The sequence below is a fragment of the Streptoverticillium olivoreticuli subsp. olivoreticuli genome (genome assembly GCF_003391135.1).
Classification (GTDB): domain Bacteria; phylum Actinomycetota; class Actinomycetes; order Streptomycetales; family Streptomycetaceae; genus Streptomyces; species Streptomyces blastmyceticus.
The window spans coordinates 6,616,576-6,629,259 of record NZ_CP031455.1 but is presented as its reverse complement, the minus strand read 5'-3'; the positions used below and the strand labels follow the sequence as shown (position 1 = coordinate 6,629,259).

10 protein-coding genes are annotated in these 12,684 nt (G+C 72.1%); 2 read left to right on the top strand and 8 right to left on the bottom strand.

Annotation, left to right across the window (positions count from 1 at the left end):
- Positions 1-183: 183 nt before the first annotated feature.
- Entirely contained in the window at positions 184-1,146 is a 963-nt protein-coding gene (locus DXZ73_RS29485; RefSeq protein WP_116214045.1) for a 2-hydroxyacid dehydrogenase, read from the bottom strand.
- A 72-nt stretch (positions 1,147-1,218) separates the two neighbouring features.
- Here DXZ73_RS29485 and DXZ73_RS29480 point away from each other — a divergent pair, with 72 nt between their 5' ends.
- Positions 1,219-2,211, top strand: coding sequence for an aldo/keto reductase (locus DXZ73_RS29480; RefSeq protein ID WP_116214044.1), 993 nt, complete (start codon positions 1,219-1,221; stop codon positions 2,209-2,211).
- 116 nt (positions 2,212-2,327) lie between these two features.
- Positions 2,328-3,509, top strand: a complete 1,182-nt coding sequence (locus DXZ73_RS29475; protein ID WP_116214043.1) for a PQQ-dependent sugar dehydrogenase — start codon at positions 2,328-2,330, stop codon at positions 3,507-3,509.
- A gap of 93 nt (positions 3,510-3,602) precedes the next feature.
- On the opposite strand, the gene DXZ73_RS29470 is transcribed toward DXZ73_RS29475, so the two are convergent.
- The 7 genes from DXZ73_RS29470 to DXZ73_RS29440 form a co-directional block, all read right to left on the bottom strand.
- Positions 3,603-5,813, bottom strand: a complete 2,211-nt coding sequence (locus tag DXZ73_RS29470) for an MMPL family transporter (RefSeq protein ID WP_116214042.1) — start codon at positions 5,811-5,813, stop codon at positions 3,603-3,605.
- Between the two features lie 186 nt (positions 5,814-5,999).
- Complete coding sequence (locus tag DXZ73_RS29465) at positions 6,000-6,617, bottom strand: AMIN-like domain-containing (lipo)protein (RefSeq protein WP_116214041.1); 618 nt, start codon at positions 6,615-6,617, stop codon at positions 6,000-6,002.
- A 207-nt stretch (positions 6,618-6,824) separates the two neighbouring features.
- Positions 6,825-8,333, bottom strand: coding sequence for an Asp-tRNA(Asn)/Glu-tRNA(Gln) amidotransferase subunit GatB (gene gatB / locus DXZ73_RS29460; RefSeq protein ID WP_116214040.1), 1,509 nt, complete (start codon positions 8,331-8,333; stop codon positions 6,825-6,827).
- 14 nt (positions 8,334-8,347) lie between these two features.
- Complete coding sequence (locus DXZ73_RS29455; RefSeq protein ID WP_240351538.1) at positions 8,348-8,611, bottom strand: hypothetical protein; 264 nt, start codon at positions 8,609-8,611, stop codon at positions 8,348-8,350.
- Positions 8,608-10,110 carry an Asp-tRNA(Asn)/Glu-tRNA(Gln) amidotransferase subunit GatA gene (gatA, locus tag DXZ73_RS29450; RefSeq protein ID WP_116214039.1) on the bottom strand — a complete coding sequence of 501 codons (1,503 nt, stop codon included), beginning with the start codon at positions 10,108-10,110 and terminating at the stop codon, positions 8,608-8,610. The genes DXZ73_RS29455 and gatA overlap by 4 nt, the downstream gene beginning before the upstream one ends.
- 2 nt (positions 10,111-10,112) lie before the next feature.
- Positions 10,113-10,409 (bottom strand): Asp-tRNA(Asn)/Glu-tRNA(Gln) amidotransferase subunit GatC, encoded by a 297-nt coding sequence (gene gatC, locus DXZ73_RS29445; RefSeq protein ID WP_116214038.1) that lies wholly within the window; start codon positions 10,407-10,409, stop codon positions 10,113-10,115.
- 97 nt (positions 10,410-10,506) lie between these two features.
- Positions 10,507-12,618 (bottom strand): putative bifunctional diguanylate cyclase/phosphodiesterase, encoded by a 2,112-nt coding sequence (locus DXZ73_RS29440; protein WP_116214037.1) that lies wholly within the window; start codon positions 12,616-12,618, stop codon positions 10,507-10,509.
- Between the last annotated feature and the right edge of the window lie 66 nt (positions 12,619-12,684).

Below are 12,684 nucleotides of genomic sequence, written 5' to 3'. Positions count from 1 at the left end.
CCGTGCATCGCCCGTCGCCCCCCTCAGTGCCGGTACTTCGCTGCGCCGTACGGTGCCCGGCGCAGCCCCCGGTCCGGACGATACACCAGACTCGTCACTCAGGGACATAGCTCATATACATAGCGTAATCAGCAACGGGGTTATGAACACTGAGTGCAGCCGAACGGTACCTCTACGTGGCAACTAGGGGGCAGTGACTACGACATTTTGCAGGGGTGCGTCCAGAGCGAATCTGGCCAGCTGATCACGCAGGAGTCGTTCGGCGCGGGGCAGAAAGGCCGAAGAGGGCCCACCCACATGGGGGGTGATCAGGGCGCCGGGCGCGCTCCACAGCGGATGGCCCGCCGGCAGCGGCTCGGGGTCGGTGACGTCGAGCGCCGCCCGCAGCCTGCCGCTCTCCAGCTCGGCGAGGAGCGCCCCGGTGTCGACGATCGCGCCGCGCGCGATGTTGACCAGCAGGGCGCCGTCCTTCATCGCGGCCAGGAAACCGGCGCCCACCAGACCGCGGGTGTCCGGTGTGAGCGGCGTCGCGATGATCACGACATCGGCGCCGGGGAGGAGCTCCGGGAGCGCGGTGACGGGGTGGACGGGCCCGCGGGGCGTTTCACGCGGGGAGCGCGCGACGCGTACGACCCGCGCGCACTCAAAGGGCACGAGCCGGTCCTCGATGGCGGATCCGATGGAACCGTAGCCGACGATCAGCACGTTCTTGTCCGCGAGCGCGGGACGGAAACCCTGCGCCCACTCCCCCGCGTCCTGCGCCCGCACGAAGCCGGGGATGTCGCGCAGCGCGGCGAGGACGAGCGTGAGGGCGAGTTCGGCGGTGCTGGTGTCGTGCAGGCCGCGGGCGTTGCACAGGAGGGTGCCCGACGGCAGCGAGGGAACGGCGGGGAGGATGTTGTCGACACCCGCGGTGAGCGTCTGGACGACCCGCAGTCCCGTCATGGCGGACAGCGGGCGGACGCCGATGTCACCGCTGGTCACATAGGGCGGTACGTAGAAGGCGCAGCGGGCGGGGTCGGTGGGGTAGTCGGGTTCGCCGTTCCAGTAGGCGTAGTCCAGGGCACCGGGGAGGCCGTCGATCTCCTCGGGCCGGATCGGCAGCCAGGCCAGGGGGCGGGCGGAACCGCTGTCATCTGCACTCATGCCAGGAGGCTATGCGAAGCCGCCTGCCCGGCAGAGGTTAGTTTGGGGACGAGGAACGGGAGGGAACGGCCGGTGGAGCGCAGGACAATCGGTGCGGCGGCGCTCGAAGTGGGCGCGATCGGCCTCGGGTGCATGCCCATGCACTGGGCGTACACGGCCTCTCAGCAGAGCGGTGAGGGCGCGCTGCGCACGGTGCACGCGGCGCTCGACGCGGGGACGACCCTGCTGGACACCGCGGACATGTACGGGCCGTTCACCAATGAGCTGTTGGTGGGGCGGGTGTTGCGGGAGCGGCGCAAGGAAGCCTTTGTGTCGACCAAGTGCGGGCTGCTGGTGGGCGATCAGCACATCGTCGCCAACGGCCGGCCCGGCTATGTGAAGCGGGCGTGCGACGCCTCGCTGCGCCGGCTCCAGACCGATGTGATCGACGTCTACCAGCTGCACCGGCCGGACCCGGAGGTGCCGGTCGAGGAGACCTGGGGGGCGATGGCGGACCTGGTCTCGGCGGGCAAGGTCCGGGCCCTGGGGTGGTGCGCGATCGGCGCGCGGACCCGCCGCAGGTCGCGTGCCGGGCTGTACGACGCGACGATCCGCCAGCTGGAGCGAATACAGCAGGTCTTCCCGGTGAGCTGTGTACAGGCGGAGCTGTCGGTCTGGTCCCGGGAGGCGCTGGACTCGCTCGTCCCGTGGTGTGCGTCGCGGGGCGTCGGACTGCTCGCGGCGATGCCCCTGGGGAACGGTTTCCTCAGCGGCACGCTCACCCCGGGGCAGGGCTTCGAACCCGAGGACATCCGGGCGCGGCACCCCCGGTTCACCGCCGAGATGATGGCGGCCAACCAGCCGATAGTGGCCGGGCTGCGGCGGGTGGCGGGCCGGCACGGCGCGACGGCCGCGCAGGTCGCCCTGGCCTGGGTGCTGGCGCAGGGGCGGCACGTGGTGCCGGTGCCCGGCACGAAGAAGGCCGGGTGGGTGGTGCAGAACGCGGCGGCCGCGCAACTGCGGCTCACGCCGGAGGACTTCGCGGAGATCGCGGCGCTGCCGAAGGCCATGGGGTCGTGGGACTGAGGGGCGCGTGCCCGTGGGTCGAGCCGGGTCCGCGTCAGCTCGTACGCGAGCGTGTATAAGGAACTGGGCCGCGGCCGATCCGGCACGCCGCCCCGCCCCGGCGAGAGGAACGAACCATGCGACGACGTGCGACGCGCCCCCGCCTCGCCGCTGCCACGGCCGCGCTGACGGTCTGCGCGCTGCTGGCCGTCGCGGGCTGTTCGGACGGCGGCGCGGGCCTGCCGGGCCGCGGCACGCCGGGCTCGGGGCCGTCGGGCGCCAACTCCCCCGGCACGGGCGCCCCTTCCGTGCCCGCGGCGCCCGCCGAGGGTTCGGTGAAGGTCGTCCGTACGCTCGCCACCAAGCTCACCTCCCCCTGGGGCGTCGCCCCGCTGCCCGGCGGCGACCTGCTGGTGGGCTCCCGCGACACGGGGAAGATCATCCGCGTGGCCGCGAAGGACGGCGCGCAGAGCGAGGTGGGCTCGGTGCCGGGCGTCGCGGCGGCGGGCGAGGGCGGGCTGCTCGGCCTGGCGCTCTCCCCCGACTACGTCACGGACCACCTGCTGTACGCCTACTTCACCACCGCCTCGGACAACCGGATCGCGCAGCTGCGCTACGACGCGGGCAAGCCCGACGGGCTGCGGCTGGGCGCGCCCAACACGATCTTCCAGGGCATCCCCAAGGGGCAGATCCACAACGGCGGCCGGATCGCGTTCGGCCCCGACGGGATGCTGTACGCGGGCACCGGCGAGGGCGGTGACCGCGGCCTCGCCCAGGACCCCGGGTCCTTCGGCGGCAAGATCCTCCGGATGACGCCGGACGGGCATCCCGCGCCCCGCAATCCGCGGGCCGACTCGGTGATCTACTCCTTGGGCCACCGCAATGTGCAGGGGCTCGCGTGGGACGCGGACAAGCGACTGTGGGCGTCGGAGTTCGGCCAGGACACGTGGGACGAGCTCAACCTGATCGAGCCGGGCGGCAATTACGGCTGGCCGGTGGTGGAGGGCAAGGCCGGCCGCTCCGGATATCGCGACCCCGTCGCCCAGTGGAAGCCGGCGGAGGCTTCGCCGAGCGGGCTCGCCTACGCGAAGGGTTCCCTCTGGATGGCCGCCCTGCGGGGCTCGCGCCTGTGGCGCATCCCCTTGAAGGGCGCGTCACCGGCCGCGGAACCGCAGTCGTTCCTGTCGGGCGAGTACGGCCGCTTGCGCACGGTGGTCGCGACGGACGACGGGGGTCTGTGGCTCACGACGAGCAACACGGACGGCCGTGGCCGGCCGGGCCCGGAGGACGACCGCATCCTGCGCGTCGAGGTGACGTGACCCCGAAGCACGCTTCGCGCGCTGAATTCAGCCCGTCCGGCGATTGAGGACAAGCGGCGCAGCCGCTTTCCGGGGTCTGGGGCGCAGCCCCAGTTACGGGAAGGGGCGGGGCTGGGGAACAAGAACCGGGGCGCCCACAGGGATCGGCACCGGCGCCGAAGGCGCGTCCGGCGCCTCGATGCTCACTCGCGGAAGCACGCGGTCCAACCACCCCGGCAGCCACCAATTCGCGCCCCCCAACATATGCATCAGCGCCGGCACCAGCAGCGTGCGCAGCACGAACGCGTCCAGGGCCACCGCCGCCGCCAGGCCGATGCCGAACATCGCGATCACCCGGTCGCCGCTCAGCACGAACGCCAGGAAGACCGCAATCATGATCACCGCGGCGGAGTTGATGACGCGGCTGGTCTCCGCGAGGCCGACCCGTACCGCGCGGCAGTTGTCGCGGGTGGCCCGCCACTCCTCGTACATCCGGCTGACCAGGAAGACCTGGTAGTCCATGGAGAGGCCGAAGAGGACCGAGACCATGACGACCGGCAGGAAGGGCTCGATGGGGCCCGCGGCGCCCAGGCCGAGAGACTCGCTGCCCCAGCCCCACTGGAAGACCGCGACGATCAGGCCGAAGGAGGAGGCGACCGCGGCGATGTTCATCAGCGCCGCCTTCAGCGGTATGCCGATGCTGCGGAAGGCCAGCAGGAGCAGCAGACAGCCGAGGCCCACGACGGTGCCGATGAACAGCGGCAGCTTGCCCAGGATGATGCCCGCGAAGTCGTCGTAGCTCGCGGTGATGCCGCCGACCTGGACGTCCGCCCCGGTGCCGTCCGTGGCCCGCGGCAGCACCGTGGTGCGCAGCCGGTCGACGAGGTCGCTGGTGGCGCGGGACTGCGGTGAGGTGGTGGGCACGACGGTGATCACACCGGTGTCGCCGCTGTGGTTCAGGGTCGAGGGGCTGACGGAGGCGATGCCCTCGGTGTGGCGGAGCGTGTCGGGGAGGCGGTTGAAGGCGAGCCGGTCGGCGGCGCTGTCGAGGGGCGCGACGAGGGTCAGCGGGCCGTTGACGCCCGGGCCGAAGCCCTTGCCGAGCATGTCGTACGCCTGGCGGGTGGTGGACGTCGCCGGGTTGTTGCCCTGGTCGGAGGTGCCCAGGTGCAGGGAGAACACCGGCAGCGCGAGGACCAGCATCACGGCGGCCGCCAGGCCGCCCAGCAGCTTGGGGTGGCGCTCGACGAAGGCCGACCAGCGGGCGGCGAGCCCGGTGGGGAGCTCCGGGCGGGGGCCGCGCTCGGCGAGGCTGCGGCGTTCGCGGCGGCTGAGGGCGCGATGGCCGATCAGCCCGAGCAGCGCGGGCAGCAGGGTGATGGAGGCCGCGACGGTGAGGACGACGGTCAGCGAGGCGGCGAGGGCGACGCCGTTGAGGAAGCTCAGCCGCAGGATCAGCATGCCGAGCAGTGCCACGCAGACGGTGCCGCCCGCGAAGACGACGGCGCGCCCGGTGGTGGCGACGGCGCGCTCGGCCGCCTCCTGCACGGACAGGCCCGCCCTGAGGCCCTTGCGGTGCCGGGTGACGATGAAGAGGGCGTAGTCGATGCCCACGCCGAGCCCGATGAGGGTGCCCAGCATCGGGGCGAAGTCGGCGACGGTCATGACGTGGCCGAGCAGGACGGTGCCCATGGCGGCGGTGCCGACGCCGACGAGGGCGGTGGCGATGGGCAGCAGGCTGGCGGCGAGCGAGCCGAAGACGACGAACAGCACGACCGCCGCGACCAGCACGCCGATGATCTCGCTGAGGTGGCCGCTCGACCCTTCGGTGGTGGCGACGGAGCTGCCGCCGAGCGCGACCTGCATATGGTCCGTGGCGGCGGCCCGCGCGGTGTCGACGACGCGCTGGACCTGCGCCTTGTCCGGATCGCCGCCCTTGTCGGCGAAGCTCAGGGAGGCGTAGGCGGTGTGCCCGTCCGGGCTGATGCGGCCCGCGCCGTCGCTGCCGTACGGGCTGCCGACCCCGGCGACCCCGGGCAGCGCGGCGACCTCGCGCAGGACGGCGCTCATGCGCTGCTCGACGTCGGGGGCGCGGACGGTGCCGGAGTCGGTGTGCCAGACGATGGTGTCGTCGCCGCCCTCGCCGGGGAACGCCTTCTGCAGGAGCGCGGTGGCGCGGGCGGACTCGGTGCCGGGGACGCCGTAGTCGTTGGAGTACGCGGAGCCGGAGAACGTGGCGGCCGCGCCCGTGCCCAGCAGGGCGACGAGCCACAGCACGATGACGACGAGGCGGCGGCGCAGGCACCACCGGGCAAGTGAGGTCATTCCCTGCTTCCCGGGTATCGCGTCGACCTCGCCGGGAAATGACCCGTGGTGACGACCGCTGGAGCTGGAGGGCGGGAGGCCCCGCCGTACGCGGGAAACGCGGGGAGGACCTCTGCCGCCACTGTGACAGGCGAAAAAGATCCTTTGTCCGCTTTGTGGTCCAGCCCACATGGCCCCGGCCGGGGGTCACGCCTGCCCGCGCGGCTCCACCGTCAGCGGGGCGGAGTCCCAGGTGTGGGCCACGTCGACGACCACGAGGTGGCCGTACTGGAAGACGCGGAACGGCAGCCGCGCCCGCAGGCCCAGCCCGATCTGGGTGTCGCCCTCGAAGCTGCTCGCGTAGCGGGTGTCCCGGAAGGTGCGGTAGCCGGTGAGGTCCACGCCCCGCAGCGGCTCCCCGACCCGGCCGCGGTAGGTGCGCAGGCCCGTGGTCGGGTCGTAGCTGGGCGCGGCCACCCTGATCTCCAGGATCGCGTCGCCGCCCACCGGGACCGGCTCGCCCGAACCGTCCTGGTGCAGTTTGTCGACATAGGCCACGCGATAGCCGATCGGGCGCTCGCCGGTGCCCTTGACTTCGAAGACCATGCGGTCGAAGCAGTCGTGCTGTCCGGTTCTGATGTCCCGCAGCGACTTGTAGGCGCTGTCCGCGCTCGCCTTGGCCAGGCTTCCCCAGTCGGTCTCGCAGCGCACGGCGGGCGAGGTGCTCCCCGTGTCGCCGTCGGCCGCGACGGCCGGAACCGTCGTCGCCGCCAGCCCGGCGCCCGCCAGCACGAGCGCCGTCAGCGCCCTGCTCAACCGTCGCATCACTACCCCCAGCCATTGGTCGCGGACACACCCTGGGCCCGCACCCCGCGATCATGCCGGACCGCTTACACCCCCGGCGGACGTAACGGCTAAATCCGGCCAACTCTCGTTAAGTACGGCCGAATTCGGTTATTCGGCTATACGACAATGGCCGCCCCTCGCGTGAGGGACGGCCATTGACGGCTGTGGCGGCTGCGACGGCTGGGGTCAGCCCTCGACGCCCAGCCGCTCAAGGATGAGCTCACGGACGCGGGCCGCGTCCGCCTGGCCGCGGGTGGCCTTCATGACCGCGCCGACGAGCGCGCCCGCCGCCGCGACCTTGCCCGCGCGGATCTTGTCCGCGATGCCGGCGTTGGCCGCGATGGCCTCGTCCACCGCGGTGCCCAGCGCGCTGTCGTCGGAGACGACCGCGAGCCCGCGGGCCGCCACGACGGCGTCCGGGTCGCCCTCGCCCGCGAGCACGCCCTCGATGACCTGGCGGGCCAGCTTGTCGTTGAGCGAGCCCTCGGCGACCAGCGCGCACACGCGTGCGACCTGCACCGGGGTGATCTCCAGCGCCGCGAGGTCCGTACCGGCCTCGTTGGCCCGGCGGGCCAGCTCGCCCATCCACCACTTGCGGGCGGAGGCCGCGTCGGCACCGGCCTCGATGGTGGCGACGATCAGGTCGACGGCACCGGCGTTGAGGATCGACTGCATGTCGTGCTCGGAGACGCCCCACTCCTCGCGGAGCCGGTTGCGGCGCACGCGCGGCAGCTCGGGCAGCCCCTTGCGGAGCTCCTCCACCCACTCCCGGGCGGGAGCGACCGGCACCAGGTCCGGCTCGGGGAAGTAGCGGTAGTCCTCGGCGTTGTCCTTGATACGGCCCGCCGTGGTGGACCCGTCCTCCTCGTGGAAGTGCCGGGTCTCCTGCACGATCGTGCCACCGGAGGACAGCACCGCCGCGTGCCGCATGATCTCGAAGCGGGCGGCCCGCTCGACGGAACGCAGCGAGTTGACGTTCTTCGTCTCCGAGCGGGTGCCGAACTTCTCGGTGCCGTTCGGGCGCAGCGACAGGTTGACGTCGCAGCGCATCTGGCCCATTTCCATCCGGGCCTCGGAGACGCCGAGCGCCTTGATGAGCTCGCGCAGCTCGGCGACGTACGCCTTGGCGACCTCGGGGGCCCGCTCGCCCGCGCCCTCGATCGGCTTGGTGACGATCTCGATGAGCGGGATGCCGGCCCGGTTGTAGTCGAGCAGGGAGTGCGAGGCGCCGTGGATGCGGCCGGTGGCACCGCCCACGTGGGTGGACTTGCCGGTGTCCTCCTCCATGTGGGCGCGCTCGATCTCCACGCGGAAGACCTCGCCGTCCTCCAGCTGGACGTCCAGATAGCCGTTGAAGGCGATCGGCTCGTCGTACTGCGAGGTCTGGAAGTTCTTCGGCATGTCCGGATAGAAGTAGTTCTTCCGGGCGAAGCGGCACCACTCGGCGATCTCGCAGTGCAGCGCGAGACCGATCTTCACGGCGGACTCGACGCCGATGGCGTTGACGACCGGCAGCGAGCCGGGCAGGCCGAGGCAGGTGGGGCAGGTCTGCGAGTTGGGCTCGGCGCCCAGCTCGGTGGAGCACCCGCAGAACATCTTGGTCCGGGTGCCGAGCTCGACATGGACTTCGAGGCCCATGACGGGGTCGTAGGACGCCAGGGCGTCCTCGTACGACACCAGGTCGATGGTGGTCACGGAAAACTAACCTCTCAGTCCGCGAGAACGTCGTCGCTGCTCATCCGGCGCAGTTCGCGCACGAGCAGGGCGACGCCGGTGGCGATGGCGGCGGCGGAGACGATGGCGTCCACGAGCTGGAGCGTGTCCTGCTCGCCCCGGGCCTTCTTGGCCTGCTTCACGACGCTCACCGCGCCGAACAGCGTGGTGCCGATGGACAGGTACGTGCCGGGCCTGGACTTCTTGAAGCCCTTGGCCTTCGCGAGCTTGCCGGTCTTCCCGGCCTTTTCGATGGTCACAGCGACGGTGCCTCCTCGAGCAGCGGGTGACCCCAGCGGGCGGTGAACGCGGCCTCGACCGCGGCACCGACCCGGTAGAGCCGGTCGTCGGCCATGGCGGGCGCGATGATCTGCAGACCCACCGGCATCCCGTCCTCGGGCGCCAGACCGCAGGGCAGCGACATCGCGGCGTTGCCCGCCAGGTTGGTCGGGATGGTGCACAGGTCGGCGAGGTACATCGCCATCGGGTCGTCCGCGCGCTCGCCGATCGGGAACGCGGTGGTCGGGGTGGTCGGCGAGATCAGCACGTCGACACCGCCCTCGCCGAACGCCTTCTCGAAGTCGCGCGTGATGAGGGTGCGGACCTTCTGCGCGGAGCCGTAGTACGCGTCGTAGTAGCCGGAGCTCAGGGCGTACGTACCGAGGATCACGCGGCGCTTGACCTCGTCGCCGAAGCCGGCCTCGCGGGTGAGCGCGGTGACGTCCTCGGCGGACTTCGTGCCGTCGTCGCCGACCCGCAGGCCGTAGCGCATGGCGTCGAAGCGGGCCAGGTTGGAGGAGCACTCGGACGGCGCGATCAGGTAGTACGCGGCCAGGGCCAGGTCGAAGGAGGGGCAGTCCACCTCGACGACCTCGGCGCCCAGCTCCTTGAGGAGCTCGACGGACTCGTCGAAGCGCTGGAGGACACCGGCCTGGTAGCCCTCGCCGCGGAACTGCTTGACGATGCCGATGCGCATGCCCTTGACGTCGCCGTTCCGGGCCGCCTCGACGACCGGCGGGACCGGGGCGTCGATGGAGGTGGAGTCCAGCGGGTCGTGCCCGGCGATGGCCTCGTGCAGCAGGGCCGCGTCCAGGACCGTACGGGCGCAGGGGCCGCCCTGGTCGAGGGAGGACGAGAAGGCGACCATGCCGTAGCGGGAGACCGCGCCGTAGGTCGGCTTGACGCCGACGGTGCCGGTGACGGCGGCGGGCTGGCGGATGGAACCGCCGGTGTCCGTGCCGATGGCGAGGGGGGCCTCGTACGCGGCGAGCGCCGCGCTGGAGCCGCCGCCCGAACCGCCGGGGATCTTGGTCAGGTCCCAGGGGTTGCCGGTGGGGCCGTACGCGCTGTTCTCCGTCGACGACCCCATGGCGAACTCGTCCATGTTGGTCTTGCCGAGGATGACGACGTCGGCGGCCTTCAGGCGCTGCGTGAGCGTCGCGTCGTACGGCGGGATCCAGCCTTCGAGGATCTTGGAACCGACGGTGGTCGGGATCCCCTTGGTGGTGAAGATGTCCTTCAGCGCGAGCGGCACGCCGGCCAGCGGGCCGAGCTTCTCGCCGCGGGCGCGCTTGTCGTCGACGGCGCGGGCCTGCGCGAGGGCACCCTCGCGGTCCACGTGCAGGAAGGCGTTGACCTTCTCGTCGACGGCCTCGATGCGGGCCAGGTGCGCCTCGGTCACCTGGACGGCGGTGACCTCGCCCGAGGCGATCTTCGCGGCGATCTCCGCCGCGGTCAGCTTGATCAGTTCAGCAGTCATGGTCAGTCCTCCCCCAGGATCTGCGGCACCTTGAAACGCTGCTGCTCCTGGGCCGGGGCGCCGGAGAGCGCCTCCTGCGGGGTCAGCGACGGACGGATCTCGTCCGCGCGCATGACGTTGGTCAGCGGCAGCGGGTGGGACGTCGGCGGTACGTCCTGGTCGGCGACCTCGGAGACGCGGGCGACCGCGCCGATGATGTCGTCGAGCTGTCCGGCGAAGTGGTCGAGCTCTTCGTCCTTGAGCTCCAGACGTGCCAGCCGGGCGAGGTGGGCGACCTCCTCGCGCGTGATGCCAGGCATGCGGCGATCCTCAGGGTTCGTGACGGTTTCTGGGCGGTTTATTGGCCCAATCCTATGGCTCCGCCACCCCTGCCCGCGAAATCATTGCCCGGGCGCCCTACGTCACCGGCTGGTCCGCCTCCTCCGAGGGCGCCACGGGCGCCACCGGTGCCACGCGCAGCCGGTCGACCTCGCGGTGCCATCCGCTCTCGCTGCGCAGCCGCAGCCAGGCCGTCGTCTCGTCCGGCGGCATCGCCGCGGCGACCAGCCAGCCCTGCACCGCGTCGCAGCCGAGGTCGCGGAGCCGCTCCCATGTCTCGTCGTCCTCGACGCCCTCGGCGACGACCAGCAGGCCCAGGGAGTGCGCGAGGTCGAGCGTGCAGCGGACGATCTCCGCGTCCTCGTTGTCGATGGCGAGGCGGGCCACGAAGGACCGGTCGATCTTGAGCTCGCTCACCGGGAGCCGCCGCAGGTGGACGAGGGAGGAGTAGCCCGTGCCGAAGTCGTCGAGGGACATCTTCACGCCGTGGCCGGTGAGGCCGGCGAGGGTGTCGGCGGCCCGCTGGGGGTCCTCCAGGAGGACGTGCTCCGTTATCTCCAGTTGCAGCGCGCCCGGCGGGACGCCGTGCCGGGCCAGCCGGGCGGCGACGGAGCCGGCGAAGCCGGGCGTGTGGACGTCGCGGGGCGAGACGTTGACCGCGACCGGGACGTTCAGCCCCATCGCCCGCCACTTCGCGACCTGGCCGAGGGCGGTCTCCAGGACGTACTCGGTGAGCCGGGGCATCAGCCCGGACGACTCGGCGATGGCGATGAACTCGTCCGGGGAGACTCTGCCGCGCTCGGGGTGGACCCAGCGGACGAGCGCCTCCAGCCCCTCGACATGGCCGTCGAAGCCGACCTTCGGCTGGTAGTGCAGCTCCACGTCGCCCGCGTCCAGCGCCCGCCGGAGATCGCCCAACAGGCCCAGCCGGTCGAGGGTGTTGCCGTCGCGCCGGGCCTCGTAGACCTCGACGCCGCTGCGGTCGCGCTTGGCCTGATACATCGCCACGTCGGCCCGGCGCAGCAGGTCGCCGGCGTCGAGCGCGTGGTCGGGATAGACGGCCACGCCCGCGCTGGCCTCCAGGACGAGGGTGAGCCCCTCCAGGTTGAGCGGCGAGCCGAGGGCGGCGACCAGGGAGCGGGCCACGCGCTGGGCGCTGGTGAGCGAGTCGGCGGTGGGGAGCAGCACCGCGAACTCGTCGCCGCCGAGCCGGGCCGCCTCCGCGTCGCGCGGCAGGGCGAGCCGCAGGCGCTCCGCTATCTGCAGCAGCAGCCGGTCCCCGGCGAGGTGGCCGAGGGTGTCGTTGACGGAGCGGAAGCGGTCGAGGTCTATGAGGACGAGGGCGGCGCGGGTCCCCGCGCGCTCCGCCTCGTCGAGGGCGATCCAGGTGCGCTCCAGCAGCCACTGGCGGTTGGGCAGCCCGGTGAGCGGGTCGCGGAGCTGCTCCTCGGCGCGGGCGCGGGCGATCCAGAGCGTGGAGTCGAGGGCGATGAGCGGCACCGCGAACAGCGGCAGCAGCATGGGCGCGTGGTCGGCGACGACGGCGATGAGCGGGGCGATGCCGAGGAGGGCGCCGCCGACGAGGGCCTGGCGGACGAGGGCGGTGCGGGCGATGCTGCTCAGCCCCGTGCGGGGGGCCATGGAGTACCAGAGCAGGGCGCGGGTGACCGCGAGGTACATGAAAGCGGCCAGGGCGATCTTGGGGAGGGCGGTGAGTGGCCAGGTGTCGGGCAGCCAGGGGTTCTCGACGCTGGAGACGACTCCGCACATGGCCAGGGAGAGGCCCGCGGCCCCGATGCCGAGGATGTCGACCGCGCCGTGGAGTAACGCCTGGCGCCAGCGGTGGCGGCGGGCGGTGGCGACGAGCAGGACGACGGAGATGCTGATCAGGACGGCGGGGAGCCAGCCGTAGAGCAGCAGGACGGCCAGGGTGAGGGCGGCTCCGGAGCCGGTGCCGCCCCACCAGCGGTCACGGCCGAGCGCGACGAGGTGGGCGACGATCAGGGCGGTGAGCGAGGCGAGGGCCACCCCGACGGTATGGCCGGGGAAGAGGGCGTGGCCCTCGGTGAGTACACGACAGATCCCGGCGGCCAGCGCGAGGACGGCCACGGTGACACAGACCATCGGCAGCGCGGGCGGAGGGACCCGGCGCAGCCGAGATGCCGGTTCGGCGCTGTCGGTGGGTTTCATGCCCGTCCCTCTCACAGCCGGCGGTGCCCGCGCCACGGCAGGCGCACATCTCAACAGTAGGCCGCA